The organism is Occallatibacter sp. (assembly GCF_049582745.1).
Taxonomy (GTDB): domain Bacteria; phylum Acidobacteriota; class Terriglobia; order Terriglobales; family Acidobacteriaceae; genus Telmatobacter.
In genome coordinates, this window is sequence record NZ_JBAUUO010000156.1 from 1 (window position 1) to 18,039 (window position 18,039).

The window sequence follows — 18,039 nt, forward strand, 5'->3', positions numbered from 1 at the left end:
CACCAATGGCCAAAAGTAGCGACAATCCTACATTCAAGCAGCTTAGTGAAATCTGAAAGGCTGAATATGTTTTGGGAGACTCTCTTACCTGCCACTGCGAGAGTCTGATCTGAATAACTACATACATTGTGCTAAACAATAGGGCATACAATAGCCAGTCAACGTTTAGTCCAAACAGGCTTTCAAGTTGCCTGCTGAACAGCAGTACAACAATCAGCACAATCAAAACGCTAGCAATTAGAATTTGCAGGCATGTTCCAATAAACTGCGACAGTTCTAAAGTCGATATGTCTTTATCGTAATATTTCCTAGATGCGGCCCCAGCGACACTCAAGCCAACAAATGCCCCTAATAACCCCACAAATGTCTGGTACATAGCGATACGTCCATACTCTGTTGGACCTAAATAGCGGGTCAATATAGGTAATAGTGCAAATGGGATTGCTGCATTTACTATGTTTGTAACACCGTAAATTGCTGAATTCTTGAATAGCGAGATAGACTTAATTCTTTTGAACATTTCTTCCCCGCTGATATTATTGGACAATAGTTTTATTCATCTAAAGCGTTCGGCATGCATGATGAAATATTGATTATCTGCTACTCACTTGCCCCTCAGAATGCGTATCCCATAGCAGGCGGATTTTGACGAGAGTTGTTCATCTCGTCTGCAGGTCCGGTCGCAGCGAACGGACCCAGCGCCAGATAACCCCTTTTTCATCAGGATGAGAAGTTTAGGCTTGACCCAGCAGCATTATCCGCTCTTTGAGCCGGTACTCATCCAGCGACTCCAGGAACTGTGCCAGTACATTGATCATATCTCTGAGAGGCTAGGCAAGCAAGAGCCCGAACCGCTGGTCCACGCGGTTGTCAACTGGCAATACAAACGTAGAAATTGGCTGATTCAATCCCCTGATCGATTCACCTCCTAAGTCAAAGAACAGGTCGGTTACGACTCCTTCGAAGCGGATTTGTGTAGCGGACTACAAACGGCGCAGTGTTAATCACAACCGCAAAGGCACCATCCCATGGAACCTTTGCAAAGCGGTATAGCGAGGACGACCAGCGACCACGCGCGCTCGGCGGAGTCGGATCAAGAGTTTTCATAACACGAGCAAGTTCGCCAACGTAATGTTGGTACATCCAAACAAGCGCAGGGCACGACTTATCCACATTCCCAGGGATGCCTAGATTGAAGAGCCAGCCGTTGAGGGCCTGAACCCCGTGATAGTGATAGAAGAGGACAGGCTCGCCACCAACGTACGGCTGTCGGTTCTCAAGGGACAACGGGTACAAACCAAGGTTCCACGGACCGACGTTTGCTCCTTTGTGCACGGCAATCCTTAGTCCCTCAAACATGGTCGGCCATGAATCCAGATACTTCTGATCTGCGAACTTGCCGTTTTCATGCCTGTCATAGCACCATTCTATGCAGCGTTCGCGCCACCACGAAAGGCAGCTTCGTCCTTCTGCGTTATTCCGGAAACTCAAAAAACCCACATTAAACTCACCGCACTCGCGATTGAACTTGGAGTTAGCGGAAAAGTTGTGGCGGCATGCAAGGATCGATCCAGAGCCCATCTCCGCTAACAAAGTCCCGGGCGATTGATAAAAATATAAATCTGCGTCGAGGTAAGTAACGCGGTCAATATCAGGATATTCACTCAGGAGGAACAAGCACCAAGCCGCCGTACAGGTAAAGTAGTATTCGACTAAAGTTCGCGTTGTTCGCGCATGATGAAGCGCCGCATCTGCCCGCTCCAGAGTTGATAATTTGACCGGGATGACGCAAGGCCACTCGCCACTAATAAAATAAGAATACGTGTCGTCATCCATACACAGCACGAATAATTTGAAATGTTCCCCAAAAGCGAGCAAGGATTTTAGCAAGGCCAAGCCCTTGGGCAAGTATCGTTTGTCAAAATACGTGCAGAAGAAGTCCATAGCTATCTTAGTCTTGCCTCCAGCTCCACCTGATCTGAGTTTCTTTCGCCGGGCATAAGTTAAGCAAAAGCATTGAGTCTCTCGATTACTTGATTGACAGCCGGGTCCGATAATTGTGGATGGCACGGAAGCGACAGACACGCAGAAGCGTATTCTTCAACTCTCGACAGACCCTTCGGATCAGTACGCACGTTCCGGCATGGAGGTTGACGATGGACCGGAACCGGGTAGTGAATCTGCGAATGGATACCGCCCTCGCCAAGATGTTTTTGGAGATCCTCTCGGACGTCTGACAGAAGCACGAAGAGATGATACACATGGCGCAATTTCTGTTCCGGTGGCGCAAGCAGTCGGAAAGCCTTGTTTCTGAGGTTAGCATAGTATCGCGACGCAATCTCATTCCGTCGCTCGTTGAACCTTGAGAGCCAGTTGAGCCGCACAGCGAGAATTGCTGCATGGATTTCGTCGAGCCGACTATTTAGTCCCAATATCGGATGATTGTACCTATCCGACTGCCCATAGTTCCGTAGACTTCGTGCGCGCGCGGCAACTGTCGAGTCGCTGCACACCAACGCGCCGCCGTCCCCCCAGGTGCCTAAGTTCTTCGTCGGATAGAAACTATATGCACCCCATTCTCCCCAAGTACCTGCCTGCTTGCCGGCCCATTGAGCTCCGTGAGCTTGGGCACAATCCTCCCACAGGTGAATCCGTGCCGAACGGCAGAAATCTACCCACCGGGTCATGTCCGGCATCCGTCCGTACAGATGCACGAGCAACACACCGCGAGTGCGTGGGCTAAGGCAACGTTGCACGCTCTCAAGATCAAGTAGCCCTGTGTTTGGGTCGATGTCCGCAAGCACCGGAGTTGCACCTGCTCGTATGATCGCAAGCACGGTCGCGAAGGCAGTCATCGGGGTAGTGATCACTTCTTCTCCGGGACCGATTCCCTGCGCGCGCAGGCCGATCTCGATCGCGTCCAGACCATTTCCTACTCCCACACACTCAGGAACTTCACAGAAAGCAGCGAAAGCACGTTCAAAGGCTTGCACTTCCTGCCCCAGGATATACCAGCCAGAGTGCCGAACTCGCTCCACTGCCGCGAGTTCGGTCGCGATTAACTCTGCTGGCTCAACAGCAAAATCGTTCATTAAGATCATGATTGGTTAACCTTCTACAGATACTCTGGTAGGAATGCGCGGTAATAGTCCATTGTCCGAGAGAGGCCGTCTTTAAGCGAGACTTTGGGCTGCCAACCGAGGCATTCGGAGATGCTGGAGAAATCCGCATAATAATCGCCGATATCGATCGCCTTCCGCTCTTTTGGGAATTCTCTTATCTGGAAAGACGCGCCCTTACTCAGGTCCGCGACCATTGCGCCGAGTTGCGACAACGAGACCGGGGCATGCCCCCCAAGGTTGAAGATCTTGCCGTCCGCTGCCGGATTCGTTGCAGCCAATAAAAACGCATCAACCGCGTCTTCCACATAAGTGAAGTCGCGAAGCTGTTCTCCGCCCCAGACCTCGAACGGCCGCTCCTCAACAGCCAGCCGGATCCACACCCCTAAGAATGTTTGACGAGCGTCCTTCACGCGCATCCTCGGTCCGTAAGTATTCGTAAGTCGGAGCGCGGATGCCCGAAGACCGTAAACGTTATTGTAAAGTATGTGATACCATTCCCCTGCCATCTTATTAATCCCGTTAACATCTACCGGTCGCAGTGGGTGCCGCTCGTCCACAGGCAAATAGTCCGGCCGCCCATAGATCTGGCGAGTGCTGGCATACACAACTTTGATTGACGGATTGTATTTCCTGCACGCTTCCAGAATGCTCAGTTGTGACGTACAGTTGATCTGGAGATCTGTCTCTGGGTCCTTCATCGAATCCATATGACTGGTCTGGCCGGCAAGGTTGAATAACACATCTTTGCCTTGGACCAGATAGCGCATGCTGTGAGGGTCTCGGATATCGGCGATATTCACCGAAACTCGATTTTCGTACCCTTTGATGTTAAAGAGGTTCCCGCCGTATTCAGGAATCAGACTGTCGATTAGGGTTACTTCACTGCCCATTCCAGCAAGTCGAAGAGCAAGATTGGATCCAATGAATCCAAGCCCACCTGTCACCAGAACGTGCTTCAAAACAGCGTCTTTCATTGTTCGGTTCTCCTTCTATTTATATGCCAGGTTCCGTTGATTCTCGCTCGAACAGGAATCCTCTGTATTCCACGCCGCCCACTGTGGTCATTTCATCGCACGGTAGTTCTGCGACGATGCGGTACGCGGGCAAGAAGTGCTGCTTCAGACGATCCAGCGACAAGAACCAGCACGGGTAACTGGCCGGATAAATTGACGAGGGAACAATCTGCACCGTCAACCGATCAGAGGCCGACTTGAGTACAACCGGAGTGCGATCAACTATTACATAGGGAAACTGGTGCATTTGCAAATATGCTAACACCTCATACGGTCGAGAGAGGTATTGCAACACGCTACTCAGCAAGAGCAGTTGTCGCGAACCTTTGTGCGTGCAGTCTTCGACTCGCGATCGAAACTCCGGCAGGCCTCTCGGGAACAGCTCCTCTCCTCTTCTCACGAAAGCGGGCTGTTCCAAAACGCTCCACCGCACTTGCTCAAGCCCCGCCAGGAACTGGCGATTCTGAAGGTAGGTACTGGCGAGTGACCCGCCGAAGTCGACCACATCCAGCTTTCCGCAGTTTTGTGCAGCGACCCACAGCAGGGACGCGACAAGCGGCCAACGATAGTCAGGAATATCAAAACAGACCGAGTCACGCTCGAAACTCGCATTCCCAGCCAGCACTTTCCTGGTAGCAGCAGTTACACGATCCAAGATCGTAACCGAGTCATATCCATCCGAACGAGCTTGTGCTTCCTTCCAGCTTCCAAAGTTCCCCACGTAGCGAATCGAGCGGCCCCTCAGACGCCGAAGCATCGGAAGGAGAACCGGGGGCAGAAGACTCCTTGTTGCGCCAGCCATACTCCCAGACTCAGCTTTCTGAAATGAAGAGTTCACCATTCTTTAAAGGATGTCGTCAGTTTTTGCTTGTGGCAGGACCTCTAAACCACTTGGTCTGCTCGGGCACATTCGACGACCGGAATCTGCTCGACTGACGGCCTATCGACAATCGTTCCGCCAAATAGACAAACCAATTCGCGGAGTGTCCCCAATCTGTCGCTACCAATATTTTGGGGCGCCATATCGTTTCGTCTTGTTAGGGGTGGAACACTCACTTCAAGAACATCAAAACAAACGACACACGGATTTAGTCCGAGCGATGCTGTCCTTTATCCGAACCAGTTAAGAGGTTAACGATCGCCCAATAGAACAGCGCGGCACGATCCGTGCAGCAGGCAGAATCACGCATTGCATGCTTTGGGGCAGTGACAAAAGTGTCATTTGCGCAGCGCGGCGGGAAAGGTACTCTTATCCCGTTATGAGCCACTGTTTCGTCATGATGACGTGAAGCCCCAATGCGCGTGTTGATAAATCTGTTGTTCGCGCGCAACGACTCTATCCTGCTTGCGACACGCCGACGTCCACCTTCCCTACTCACTCATCCCTTTCCGCACCATCTTCCCGATCTGCAAACTTGCCTGAAAAAGTGACTGCTACCAATAGTCTACTCCCGGTTCCTCTCGTTTACTCGATGGTGTTAAAAATTTGCGATATCACAGCTTGCCGTATTCCTTCTGGCGAGTACACGGCGACAGAGAACGGCGCGTAGCTGACAGGTTTGGGACGGTCGTTCGCCAGTCAGGCTGCATGGGAACTGGGCGTGAATTTGACGAGCGACTGGATCTAGCGACAACTCAGGAGCACATGCCGAGGTATTCCCCATCGGGACGTCCCGTTTGCGGTCGCTTTGAGTCTTGACAGTGGCGACGCTCTTCGGGCCATCTTGCTTGCTGCCAACACGGAGCCAGTTCCTCCCGTCGATCACGATCGACCTCTCTGCCGTTTGTCGGACAGTCCCAGCTGGGGATGATCGAGGAGCTTGGTGAAGTTGACTATGGTGAGTTCGTGTACTTGGCCGCTTGTTCAGGGGGCTCTTCGGCGGTATGGTGTCTCATTACCATCGCATAAGAACGCGGGCGCTCCAGCAGCTTGGGCGCCCGCTGTTCCCGCAGAGGATCTCCTTCTGCGGGATTGAGAGCGGACTCCGCTCACCTCCTTGATGGAGCAACGGTCCGGTCGAACCGGAGTACACCGGCTGAAGCTGATCAGACGCTCCAGGTACTCGCGGCCCTTCGCGACCCCCGGAGCTACCCCAAGATCACACCGATCGCTCATCACATACGCGACAGGTTATCGCGAGCAGGGGGAATACATCGAGGCGCCTCGGGAACTCTGGGGCACCCTATGAAAAGCTTTCACCAGTCGTCATCGAGTCAATCTGGTACCTCGAGCCTTTATCCCCAGTAGACGCTCCACGAACGAAACCTACGGCAGATGAATGGCTTACGGGCCGGCGAACAGCAAATCAACAGGGGCATGAGCTTTCTTGTGTACAATTTGCATTGAGATCTCATGAAATTGAACAGTGTTGGCATTGGAGATCAAGAGCAGATTCAGTCGTCACCGTTACCGCTGTCTGCAACCCACGGTGGGGAAGCTTCTGATGAGATTTCACTGCTCGAAATCCTCATTGTTCTTCTCGAGCGGAAGCGTTTGATTCTCGCGATCACAGGCGCTTTTGCCGTGATTGCTGTCATAATTTCGTTCGTGCTACCTGCGCGATACACAGCTTCAGTGACCCTCTTGCCTCCGCAGCAGAGTTCCTCGTTAAGTTCAATGCTGGCGTCGCAATTGGGAGGACTTGGCAGTATTTCTTCGCTGGCGGGCAGCAGTCTCGGGATAAAGAATCCGAACGACACGTATGTTGCCATGTTAAGGAGCGGCACTGTTGAAAGTGCGATGGTTCAGCGTTTCAACTTGATGAACGAATACCATTCGCGCACTCTCACCGATGCCTGCATGGCGTTCGGGCAACACACAACGATAAACGGAAGCGGCAAAGATAGCCTGATTCACATCTCAATTGAAGACAAGGACCCTCATCGGGCGTTCGAGATGGCAAACGGGTATGTGGAGGAATATCAAAGGTTCTCTCGAAGTCTTGCCGTCACGGAAGCGGCTCAGCGAAGATTGTTCTTCGAGCAGCAATTATTGCAGGCCAAGGATAACCTGGCGACCGCCGAAGAAGCTCTGCAAAAGACTGAACAAGCTACAGGTGTTATTCAGCTAGACGCGCAAGCAAGGGGTCTAATCGAATCTGCAGCAGTTCTTCGTGCCCAAATATCCGCCAAAGAGGTCCAGATACAGGGCATTAGCACCTATGCAACAACAGACAATTCTGAACTATTCCTTGCAAAACAAGAGCTAAATACGCTCGAGAAACAACTTGCACAGTTGGGTGGAAGCAATAAACCTCAGAATGATGAATTCATTCTGCCCAAAGGACGTGTACCTCAGGCGGGACTTGAGTATGTCCGCAGCCTCCGCGAGGTAAAGTACCAAGAAGCCATCTTCGAAATCATTGCCCGGCAATTTGAAGCTGCCAAGCTGGATGAAGCAAAGCAAGGTTCGCTCATCCAGGTTGTTGATCATGCGACACTGCCTGATAAGCGCTCTTTCCCTCAGAGGAGTCTCATCGTTGTTATGTCGACCACAATCGGGTTCATTTTCAGCATAATGCTTGTGATTTGGTTAGCGTACCTTGCACGGCTTGAGGAATCGCCGGAGACTCACAAGAAGATTCGCCATGTTGTTCGTCTACTCCGAAGCTGGTGAGTTTACATTTGTTGCCGATACAGCGCAAAGGGTGGAACGTCATCCGGATGCTCCGCTTGCCATTGCTGATGACAACGAGACCTTGGGTGGATGATAGCCCTGTTGCACCTTTCAGCAGGTTGGAAGCATCTTCATCAGAGAGCGAATGGGAGAATTGTCTTGGCCCCGATGATAGAGGATTCTGTCTCCATAGTAATGCCGTTGTACAACAAGCAAGCATTCTTGGCCGAAGCTGTGGAGTCCGTGATTCATCAAAGCTACTCGGGATGGGAGTTAATAATCGTTGATGACGGCTCACGCGACGGCTCCTTAGAGATCGCACAAGAGTATGCACGCAAGGATTCGCGCATCCGGGTCGTCTCCCTAACGACAAATCGTGGAATTTCACACGCCCGCAACATCGGTATCGCGAACGCTCGCGGGCGCTATCTTGCATTCCTTGACAGCGACGACCTTTGGATTCCAAGCAAATTAGGCGTTCAACTCAAGTTCATGAAGGATTCCTCTACGGCGTTCTCATTCTCACAATTCCGCCAGATGACACCGAAGGGTAAGTTCCGGGCGTCTGCGCGAGTTCCCCGACAAGTCACTTACGAGAGTCTCCTTCGTGGAGGAAATCCGATTGGATGCTTAACTGTAATGCTCGACAGGGAAAAAATCGGCGAAATTACAATGCCAAATATTCGGCACGAGGACTATGTTACCTGGCTAGCCATTCTTAAAAGAGGTCATGTAGCTTTCAGTATCAAGGAAGATCTAGCAATCTATCGGATCTCGCCTTTGTCAGTCACGGGTGATAAAGTTCAAAGCGCTTTCTGGGCATGGCAAGTTTATCGCTGTATTGAGAACCTCTCATTGTCTAAATCAATATGGTGCTTCCTAAACTATGCTGCTCGTGCCCTGTATGCAAGGTTTTAAGACGAGAGAAGCTAGTTGTCAGTTTCTTAATTACCAGGCGAAATGTACAGCTGTACAGCTGGATTGCGATGCAGTGTGTAGTGTGCGTCACCTTGAGGCCGGGTTCTGCGACTTTGCCTAAGAACGCGCGTATAGCTTGCCGAATAAATACTTGAGCTATCCCCTCCTCAAAAAGAATTTGTTTACCCGCGTTGATTGTAAGCGTGTGAAGTTCCCCTCTTGACTCGGCGACAGGACGAGAATGTCAGCTCTCAATTGCGCCTCCGCAACGCAGTACTGGATTCCAGGTATCCAGAGACCGCAATGCACCTAACTCTTGCCGCCACGCGGCACTAAAGTCTCAGCAACGGCCTATTCCGGATTCAAACAAGAAGTGAGATCACTCTGTTGGAAGGTAAGAAATCCAGCTGAAAAGGAATACAACGTCTCTCCCACCTGCGCTACATCAAGCGACTTCACACTTGGACGATTCCAGAATATTGGCCGGTAATTTTCCACGATACGACCGGCACAATTCCGGCGACTGGCACGAAGCGATTCGAGACTCACTTCAAAAGGAGTCTTTACGATCCGTCGCCAGGTGAAGCCTGTCACATCATTCCTTCCTGGAGTCTGCTATACACGTGACATGCGAACGAACAGGCGCAATGTGATGAAACGGATTGCTATTTTGGCAATTCTGATCGGTTTCTGTCGTTCATTCTCAGCCCAGTCAGGCCTTTTGCCAGAATTGACCTGCCCCGTTTTTATCAGCCATTCGTAGCTGGAGTTTCTCGTTCATTGACCCCTCTGCCCAAAAAGTCTTCGTGCTGCCCAGAAAGTCGGTCGAAACACGCAGTATTTAGGCAAAGTCGGGGATTCTGCTGTCCTCGGCGTCGATGATCCGCTTGAGATCGAACATCGCAATTCACGGATTGCTCTTGCGGAGACCACCTTTGCTGATCTCTTTTGGCATGACAGGCTTGTCCGCCAACCAGTGATCGACCAATCTATTGTCCGGAAACGCCACTACCAAGCCAGTTAGAAGGATGAGCTTAAAGTACATTGACCACGATTTGTTTCGCAAGTACCACAACTCCAGTTCTGCTTTGTAAGGAGCGATCACATTCTGATAGTACTGCAGTGGGTTCTGCTGTTGATTCAGATAGCACTCCTCGTCACGAAACACGATGGAACCTACGCCTGTAAGGCCGGGCCGCACACTAGATATCATTTGGCGATCTTTTTCGGCGTAATAATTAAAGTTTCGCTCGGTAAGAGGGCGTGGACCAACAATGCTCATATCGCCCTTAAAGATGTTAATGATCTGGGGCAACTCGTTTATCTTAACCTTTCGCAAAAAACGTCCTACGGGCAGCACTCGAGGATCATCCATTAAGGTGATATGGCCGCTGCCTATGTTCGGGCTATCTTTGAGCATGGTGGAAAACTTGAGTAAATCGAAGAGTTTACCGCCCATGCCAACGCGTTTCTGGGTATAGAAAACATGACCTTCACCCGTAAAGCGCAACAGGACCATGACGGGCACAAGAAGCGGAGCGAGAACTATCAACGCCAACCCTGAAAATAATACATCACAAATTCGAATCATATTAAATCCTCTAGTCTAGAAGCTTTCCGGCTTCGTTGTGATTGAACTTGGGGATCATAGTGTTGAAAAGGCTAATCTGATCCTCTGGATTCTAGGAACTCGTTGAAAATAGCTTGATTGCGACGTCTTTCCTGGCGATTTTCATTTCTTCCCGTTCGAAATCTGTTCGAAGTACAGTTCTTGCCGGTGTTTATAGGTATTTGCGAGCCTCTGGGAATCATCCCCGAGGCTCGCAACCGTTGCTCAGGCACACTTCTCCCGGAGCATTTCCGGTAGTTGAGCCATCAGTCGCGGCAGTCGGATCAGGTCGTGCGCCGCGCAACTGAAGACGAACAGCCAGTCCACTTTGTCCAGACCTCGCAACTTGACCTGGCGCAGCGGGACCGGTTTGCTTCAGCCATCCGAATCCCTTTTCGATCAGCTATCGGCGGCTCAGGCCGATGGCATAGCCGGGCTGGCGCGTGGTTCTGCGGTCCCGGTTGCTGGTGCGGCCTTTGTCGTTGTTGGTAACGTGCGCCGTCACGTTCATCTCCCGCACCGTGCTGACGAAATCCTTCGTGTCGTAAGCCTTGTCGGCGCCCACCGGGATGCGGCGTGAGCAACCCTCTTGCTTTTCGGCAAGCATCAACGGCGCTGCATTGCGCTCGGCATAACCGTCAGCGTGCGTCACCATCGCCGCGGCGATCAGACCGTTGCGGTTTTCCACCAGCGCGTGACCCAAATTCGATTCCTTGCCGTAACTCTTCTTGTACAGCCGCGCGTCGGCATCGGTGGTCGATTCATGCGTTTCGTTCGATCGCTTCTGGCCATGAAAATTAGCTCCGTCGCCGTCATCAGAGCCGTCCTTCGAGCGAAAGCTCTTTTGCGAGGCAACAGGTTCTACCATGTTATTTTCGCTGATCTCTACGACGTGTAGCCTTCGAGGCCTGCGCTTAAAGAATTATTTTCTCAGTCCCTGGCCAATCGGGCACCTCCGATGACAAGGAAGGGCGTATCACCCACTAACGCTGAAGGTGTCTGTTCGTGATGAGAGATATCGGACTCGAATAGTCGCCGATCGCGTCCGATGAGATTAAGAATGTCCATCTTCAAGACCTTTTGCGATTTGTGATAGTTGCTCATCCATCGTGATAAGGGGACACCAATCAAGAAGTTCACGAGCTTTCGTGACATCTATCAGCAGTGTTCCTAGCAACTTCTCAGCAGAAGAGCGATTTCCAAATAATGTCGCCCCTAGCCTGAGTAGAAATGATGGCACTGAGATGAGACGAGTAGGTTTGCCAAAGGCATTCGCCATCCGTCTGACCAAATCAGGAGTAGAAACGTCTTCGCCGTCCGCGATGACAAATGTCTCATTGGCCGCCTTCGGATGCCAAGCGCACAGGCAGATGAAATCTACTAAGTTGTCAAGTGCAATAAAAGAACGCTTGTTTCGGATGGCACCTAAGGGCAATCGTACGCCTCTAAGGACTGCGTCGGCTAGACGACCAAAGTTGCCGGGCGCGTTTGGCCCGTAAACCAGCGGGGCACGGATAATGGTCACCTCTAAACCCGTTTCTTTGGCAACCTGACGCAGTCCTGCCTCTGCCTCAAATTTCGAGACCGCATATGGTTCGGCAGGGTGGGGGAGGGTTCTCTCAGAGATGGGCTGTGAGTCTTGGTTGCCGTATATTCCTATTGAGCTGAGAAAAACGAACCGCTTCACGCCACCAATAGCGGCTTCCCTTGCAAGATGCAGAGTTGCGGCTGTGTTAACTTGTCTGAACATCATAAGGGGATCCGCGGCTTCGTCACGCAAGACGTGGGCGCGGGCCGCTAGATGGATAACTGTCGTGACTCCATCAAAGGCTCCGGACCAATTTGTATGAGTGGTAAGTGAGTCGATGTCAAACTTCTCAAATCCGCTAGTAAACTCCTCTTTACGGCTCCGAACGACACACCGCACACCATGTTCCAGTCGCTTCACTAGCGATGAACCTATGAACCCCGTAGAGCCAGTTAACAAATACATACTTTAGAATGATCTCTCAATGCAGTCAGATTATGTCAGACGCTGGAAATGCGTGCTCTGCGTCTTCAGGCGTACCTTGCGTGTCCCAGATGTTACCGTGGCCCGCTTGTTTTTGAGATGCAGGACGGCGTTGTCCGCCGCGCATCTTCTCCATCACGCCAGAATGTGTTTGAGCCGATTATGCATCGATCACCGCCATCAGGTCCAGTGGTAAGCTGCACGACCCGCAGCTTCTCTGAAACCGTCCGCCTTTTTCTCCAGGCCTTCCTACCACCCAACGCTCTTAACGGATCATGCAGCCATGCTTAACAGGCCGAGGACGGAGTAGAAAGGAACCAGTGTTGCGGAGTAAAAACGGAGCCAGTTATAGCAAGAACTGTGGGAGTATTCTGGAGGAGAAGGGGCGCTGGGAGTAGCGGAAGAGGCCCTTCTCCCCCAAGGCGCTTTAGGCGGGTCAGCCTGGCGAGGCTGGTGCCTTTTTGCCGCGGCTGGAAGCCGGAAAAACGGCTTCCAGAGCCGACAAGAACACATCGAAATCAGCACTCTCGGCATTGGCTACGTCTCGACAACGCAGGTATGCCATGTCCATGCCGAAACGATCGCAGTAGCAGTAGCCGAGACGAACGGCGAGACACGCAGCCTGGGCGCGATCGCCAACTGGGAAGATTCGATTCGCAAGTTCATCAAGAAAGCTTGGATCGCCGGAACAGTTGCGAGCTTGCTAAGAAGCAGGGCCGACAGGGTTCGTCCTGTACTGGCAGCTGACCCAGTTAGGAGTCGACTGCGCAGTGGTTGCTCCGAGCCTTGCCTCCGAAGAAGCCAGGAGACCGCGTGAAGACGGATCGGCGGGATGCTTTGAAGCTGGCACACTGTCACGGTAACGGAGATCTGACTGCAGTGTGGGTTCCGGATGAGGCGTCCGAGGCATTGATCTTGTGCGGCAGCGTGAGGCGGCTAAGCAGGATCAGCTGCGTGCGCGGCATCGGCTGACCAAGTTTCTTCTCCGCCCGGACAGCGTCAGCCTCTGGGTTTAAAGCCATGGACAGAGCGGTACATGCGGTGGCTGGCGCAAGTCCGCTACACGCAACCGGCGCAGGAAGCCACGCGACTGGATTGCATGAACGAATTCGAGCACATGAGCGCGCGAGTCAAGCGATTGGAAGAAGCCATTCTCGAAGTGGTGAAGCAGGCGCGCAGGCAATGCAGGGGCTGACCCGTGGACTGCAGGCTCTGCGAGGTGTAGCGCATATCTCAGCAGTCACCATCGCAGCCGAGTTGGGCAACATCTCCTCCCGTTTCGAGACTGCACGGAAGCTGATGGGCTATAGCGGAGCATTTCCAAGCGAGGACTCCAGCGGAAACCGCATTCGAAGGGCGGCATTACCAAGGCCGGCAACGCGCCCTCAGGCGCATCGTGGTGGAATCGGCCTGATGCTATCGACACCCGCCCCGTGTCGGGGAAAAGCTGCGTAAACGACATCAAGGGATTCCGGCGGAGATCATCGAAACCCCAAGGGATACGCATTCTGAGGGCAAGATCACTCTGGAAGCCGGAAAACGGCTTCCCAAAACAACAAAAACACATCGAAATCAGCACCTTTGGGCTCTCTGCATCAGGTAGAGCTATTTCTTGATTTTTTGTGACAAAGCTCCAGTTCCTGGGGCGAGACGCTGTCTCGTCCAAGGCTCACGAGGGCAGAGAACTCGATCCGGAGCGCGATGTGTACGTCCGCAGTACGGGCGCTGAAATGCCCCATACTGCTACTTGAAAGCGGCGTTCCGATTTGCGGTTATCTTTCTAGCGGTCTTGAAGTAAAGAACTTGTCGTAAATGAGTCAAGTTTATCAGGCCGCGAGTTTTGCTTGACGGGCGAGAATAGGAAAGTCCGACCGTGTTGCATCACTCGGTCATCATCGAGTTGAATATCCCCGGCTATCGAATGGAGATCGCCAAGAAGAATCGTGACCCTGCATCTGAAGACCGCGAAGCGAACTGACGAACGCGAATGCGGCAGGCGGCGGAAGCAGGCCGTGGAAATGACCGACTATGGCAAGCATGGAAAAACGATGAAGCTGTTTTTTTCCACCCTTCCCACAGTCCTTGGAGATCGCTGCGGCGATTACCACATTTCCATCGCCACGGCTGCTACGGGCATAAATAGCACAGAGCAAAGATCAGCCCCTGAGAGGAAGAGAAAGAAGTTACAACGATCGGGAATTATGGTTGTCGCTGACCGGAAAGGCTAGTTCTTTACTTCAAGACCTTTAGCTCTCAGACCTGAATCGGTGAGCGTATGCGCAGCAATCAGGCTGCGGGTTCAATCGCCGGAAACAAGCGATTCATCGATTGTCATGCTGGCAGCGAGGCCTTGAGCCTCGAGCTTCGGCCCCCGTATCCGCGCCTCGATTGGCTCGATCTCGAGCGACCTGTATATCTCAGAAGCATCCCACCTGCGCAGGACTGTGTCCGCGAGGAGTTTCAGGTCGGACAGAAACGTGGATTGAGCCGTGTATTCCCGATCGAGCCGAAACTTGGCAGGGAGAATGACGGAGTGATAGTAGTCGTCGACCTCATGATGAGGCAAACGCGCCAGGATGAGTTCCTCGCGAGCGAACGCAATGGTGGCTGCGCCCGTGATTCCCGGTCGGCATTTGAGCTCGCCAAGTTGGTGCTCGGCTAACTTGGGTCGAGGACCAACCAATGTCATATCGCCAATTAACACATTGAAGAGTTGAGGCAATTCGTCCAACTTCCAACGGCGAAGAAAAGGCCCGACCAGCGTGAAGGACTGATTGCCCGCGGTCGTAACCATGCTGCGTACGCCGCTTTCAAGATGCTCCATCGTCCGGAATTTCAAGATCGTGAAAGTGCGGCGATGCATTCCCGTGCGCTTCTGTCTGAACAGAACCGGCCCCCTTGACGTAAGTCGGACTGCCAGGCCAAGGATCAGAAAGACCGGGAGCATAATCGGAAGTGCGAGCAGCACGCAACCGACATCGAAAAGCCGTTTCAAATCTGACTGAGACCAACGGCTTACGCGATCTTCGACAAGGCATAACGACAGACGCACGGCAGCGTCCGGCTTTCCGGCAAACGACGCCTTCTGCGTCTTTAGGCCACCTTGCAGATCACTGGAGCCCGTGGATGAATTCTTCGAACCGTCCGAGGCAATCACAACATTGGTGCTCAATTAACCCTCCGCAGGTTGAAAGCAATCGATCCAATGCGCTGGGCACACCAAAGCTTTGGGCGTGCCGCAAATGAAATTGTGGCTATGTCGTCAGTTTCTAGCTTTCCCGGAACGCGCGCTCTTTTGCCGGGGCATTCACAGAAGACCGAACTTGCACAGCTTCCATTACTGCGGACATAAAGACAGCAACTTCAAAAAACGTTGGTGATTCTACCGAGAGAATAACATTTTTGACGGCAAGATCAGTTACCAGTTTGCGAATAATCGTTCCCCTTGGTAACAAGCATCGTGATAACCATCACATTCCAAATACGGGAATGCGTCTGATCGGCTATTTACTCGCAAAATACCTCATGCCGGCATTGTCCGCAAAGCACTTATCCCCATTTGGCAAAGAGACCGTTACAATGTTAAAAACCGTTGACAGCCTTGGATTTGCTGATGAGATCGTTATCGAGTTTGACGCGGCCCACCCGAAAAAGGTCGCGATGGCTATGGGAGTGGGAACGAGGAGGCAAATGCCCCTGATGGTTCCGGGGGATCCGCAACAAAACTGCGCTGGCATCGAGCGCGATTTGAGTGGCCCGGTGCAGCGAAATGGGTATCGAGCCCTCTTCTTCCGCGACCGCCGGTAACGGAATGCCATGCTAGACTCATGACTATGGTTTCTTCACATCCTGGTGAAAGGAGTACCCGGGATTTCCGCGCGAGAACGACCATTGTCCGGCCCTTTTTGAGACACACAATGTCGAGATTTCCTATTGTTCTTCTTCTCGTTGCCTCGCTTGCCTCTTGCCTCAACGCGCAACAGCCGGCACAGAGCCCATACCCCGACGAAACGCAAAACCTGAATCCGGAAGCGCAGATTCCCGGCACAGTTGACTGTTCTGATCCTGCACAGGCCGGTGGGCTTGAGTGTTCCTCGCAAACGCCGGGCAGGGCTCCGAACCAGAATCCGCAAATGCGTTTTCCCTCGACCGATCAGTTCGGCAATCAGCTTGCGCGACCCAATGGAAATTACTCCGACACGGAACAACTGAACCGGCAACAATTCCAACGAGGACAACTCCAGGGGCCACGTCCACAGGAGCCACTTACCGAATTCCAGAAGTTTGTCGCTTCGACCACCGGTCAAATCCTTCCCAACTACGGCGCAAACCTCTTCCAACGGGTTCCTTCGACATTTGCACCCGTCGATTTGACGCCGGTACCTCCTGATTTTGTGATAGGCCCGGGAGACGAGCTTCGCATTCGTGTCTGGGGACAGCTAAGCTTTCAGGCAAATGTCCGTGTGGATCGTTCCGGAGATATTTATCTTCCGCAGGTCGGTCCCGTCCATGTTGCTTCGGTTCCATTCGCTGAACTTGACGATCATCTGCGGTCCGCTATTGGTCGTGTCTTTCATAATTTCGACCTCACGGTCGATCTCGGCCAAATCCGCTCGATCCAGATCTACCTTGCCGGAGAAGCCCGGACTCCGGGCGTCTACACCGTCAGTTCGCTCAGCACGCTGGTGGACGCGCTCTTTGCGGGTGGCGGACCCAATTCGCAGGGTTCATTCCGGAATATTGAGCTTCGCCGGGGCAGCCAGATCATTACTCACTTTGACTTATATGACTTGCTCGTTCGCGGATATAACTCGACCGATGCCAAGCTCCTTCCGGGCGATGTTATCTACATTCCGCCGGTCGGTCCGCAAGTTGCCATCACCGGCAGCATAAAAAGTCCGGCAATCTACGAGTTACTTCCCGGTGAAACCTTGTCTGCGGCCCTCAATAATGCGGGAGGCGTTTCGGCGGTGGCTTCCTCCGCCCGCATCTCTGTGGAGCGTATCGAGAACCACAACGAACGCCAGGCCATGGAGATTGCGTACGACAAGACCGGGCTGGAGACTCCCCTCGCCGATGGCGACATTGTGCGCATATTCTCCATCGTGCCGCGCTATGACAAGACCGTTGTCCTCCGCGGCAACCTCGCCACCCCAGGGAGGTTCGCGTGGCATCCTGGAATGCGGCTCAGCGAACTCATTCCGGATAAGGACTCGCTGGTGACTCGAGACTACTGGTGGAAACGGACGCAACTTGGTTTACCTGCTCCGGAGTTTGAGCCGACGCCGGGTTTCCAAAATCTAACGCAGCCATTTGATGGCAAAGCCGTCTCGCTCAAACCCCCTGCGCAGGAGGACCTGAGAGCGCAGAATGAATTGGAATCGCCGCAGGATCGGAGCCAGACTGCTCAACAGCGGGGCTCAAGTTCCTCGCTGGCGGCCCAGCAGTACTCAGCCTCGTCGTCGCCGCAAGCGCTCCGGCCTGCGCAGCGCACAACCGTCCGCCTCCTCGCTCCCGATATCGATTGGGACTATGCGACGGTGGAGCGTATCGATCCGGAGACACTCAAGACAACGTTGATTCCATTCGACCTCGGCGCGCTTGTGCTCAAACACGACGCCTCACAGGATCTCGAATTGAAGAGCGGCGACATTGTCTCTATCTTCTCCGAGGCCGACATTCATGTGCCCCTCGCGGAACAGACAAAGCTCGTTACCCTGGATGGCGAGTTCGTGCACTCCGGTGTGTAC

The 18,039-nt window shown here is 52.8% G+C and carries 15 protein-coding genes and 1 pseudogene; 7 read left to right on the forward strand and 9 right to left on the reverse strand.

Features of this window, described 5'->3' with window-relative positions; all coding sequences use genetic code 11:
* From WCA10_RS22630 to WCA10_RS22650, 5 genes are all read right to left on the reverse strand, one after another.
* The coding region (locus tag WCA10_RS22630) for a lipopolysaccharide biosynthesis protein (RefSeq protein WP_472824802.1) at positions 1-547 on the reverse strand (547 nt) is incomplete at its 3' end.
* Positions 548-933: 386 nt separating this feature from the next.
* Entirely contained in the window at positions 934-1,944 is a 1,011-nt protein-coding gene (locus WCA10_RS22635) for a glycosyltransferase family protein (RefSeq protein ID WP_472824803.1), read from the reverse strand.
* A gap of 59 nt (positions 1,945-2,003) precedes the next feature.
* Positions 2,004-3,101, reverse strand: a complete 1,098-nt coding sequence (locus WCA10_RS22640) for a DegT/DnrJ/EryC1/StrS family aminotransferase (RefSeq protein WP_472824804.1) — start codon at positions 3,099-3,101, stop codon at positions 2,004-2,006.
* Between the two features lie 14 nt (positions 3,102-3,115).
* On the reverse strand, positions 3,116-4,096 hold the full coding sequence (locus WCA10_RS22645; RefSeq protein WP_472824805.1) for an NAD-dependent epimerase/dehydratase family protein: 981 nt from the start codon (positions 4,094-4,096) through the stop codon (positions 3,116-3,118).
* Positions 4,097-4,115: 19 nt separating this feature from the next.
* Positions 4,116-4,976 (reverse strand): methyltransferase, TIGR04325 family, encoded by an 861-nt coding sequence (locus tag WCA10_RS22650; RefSeq protein WP_472824806.1) that lies wholly within the window; start codon positions 4,974-4,976, stop codon positions 4,116-4,118.
* Between the two features lie 1,512 nt (positions 4,977-6,488).
* On the opposite strand from WCA10_RS22650, the gene WCA10_RS22655 reads away from it, so the two are divergent.
* The gene (locus WCA10_RS22655) at positions 6,489-7,751 is read left to right on the forward strand and encodes a GumC family protein (RefSeq protein ID WP_472824807.1); all 1,263 of its coding nucleotides are present in this window, start codon (positions 6,489-6,491) and stop codon (positions 7,749-7,751) included.
* A gap of 168 nt (positions 7,752-7,919) precedes the next feature.
* Positions 7,920-8,669 (forward strand): glycosyltransferase family 2 protein, encoded by a 750-nt coding sequence (locus tag WCA10_RS22660; protein WP_472824816.1) that lies wholly within the window; start codon positions 7,920-7,922, stop codon positions 8,667-8,669.
* Between the two features lie 907 nt (positions 8,670-9,576).
* Here WCA10_RS22660 and WCA10_RS22665 read toward each other — a convergent pair.
* The 3 genes and pseudogenes from WCA10_RS22665 to WCA10_RS22675 form a co-directional block, all read right to left on the reverse strand.
* Entirely contained in the window at positions 9,577-10,260 is a 684-nt protein-coding gene (locus WCA10_RS22665) for a sugar transferase (RefSeq protein ID WP_472824808.1), read from the reverse strand.
* Between the two features lie 243 nt (positions 10,261-10,503).
* Positions 10,504-11,134: pseudogene (locus WCA10_RS22670) on the reverse strand (transposase); the annotation flags it as partial.
* Positions 11,135-11,332: 198 nt separating this feature from the next.
* Positions 11,333-12,271 (reverse strand): NAD-dependent epimerase/dehydratase family protein, encoded by a 939-nt coding sequence (locus WCA10_RS22675; RefSeq protein ID WP_472824809.1) that lies wholly within the window; start codon positions 12,269-12,271, stop codon positions 11,333-11,335.
* 1,054 nt (positions 12,272-13,325) lie between these two features.
* Between WCA10_RS22675 and WCA10_RS22680 the strand changes: the two genes are divergently transcribed.
* The 3 genes from WCA10_RS22680 (at position 13,326) to WCA10_RS22690 (ending at position 14,517) form a co-directional block, all read left to right on the forward strand.
* Positions 13,326-13,484, forward strand: coding sequence for a hypothetical protein (locus tag WCA10_RS22680; protein ID WP_472824810.1), 159 nt, complete (start codon positions 13,326-13,328; stop codon positions 13,482-13,484).
* Positions 13,472-13,744 (forward strand): transposase, encoded by a 273-nt coding sequence (locus tag WCA10_RS22685; RefSeq protein ID WP_472824811.1) that lies wholly within the window; start codon positions 13,472-13,474, stop codon positions 13,742-13,744. The genes WCA10_RS22680 and WCA10_RS22685 overlap by 13 nt, the downstream gene beginning before the upstream one ends.
* A gap of 488 nt (positions 13,745-14,232) precedes the next feature.
* Positions 14,233-14,517, forward strand: a complete 285-nt coding sequence (locus WCA10_RS22690) for a hypothetical protein (RefSeq protein ID WP_472824812.1) — start codon at positions 14,233-14,235, stop codon at positions 14,515-14,517.
* 71 nt (positions 14,518-14,588) lie between these two features.
* On the opposite strand, the gene WCA10_RS22695 is transcribed toward WCA10_RS22690, so the two are convergent.
* The gene (locus tag WCA10_RS22695) at positions 14,589-15,461 is read right to left on the reverse strand and encodes a sugar transferase (RefSeq protein ID WP_472824813.1); all 873 of its coding nucleotides are present in this window, start codon (positions 15,459-15,461) and stop codon (positions 14,589-14,591) included.
* A gap of 230 nt (positions 15,462-15,691) precedes the next feature.
* Here WCA10_RS22695 and WCA10_RS22700 point away from each other — a divergent pair, with 230 nt between their 5' ends.
* Both WCA10_RS22700 and WCA10_RS22705 read left to right on the forward strand, forming a co-directional pair.
* A complete protein-coding gene (locus WCA10_RS22700) occupies positions 15,692-16,096 on the forward strand; it encodes a hypothetical protein (RefSeq protein ID WP_472824814.1) in 405 nt (134 codons plus the stop codon).
* A 110-nt stretch (positions 16,097-16,206) separates the two neighbouring features.
* The coding region (locus WCA10_RS22705; RefSeq protein ID WP_472824815.1) for a polysaccharide biosynthesis/export family protein at positions 16,207-18,039 on the forward strand (1,833 nt) is incomplete at its 3' end.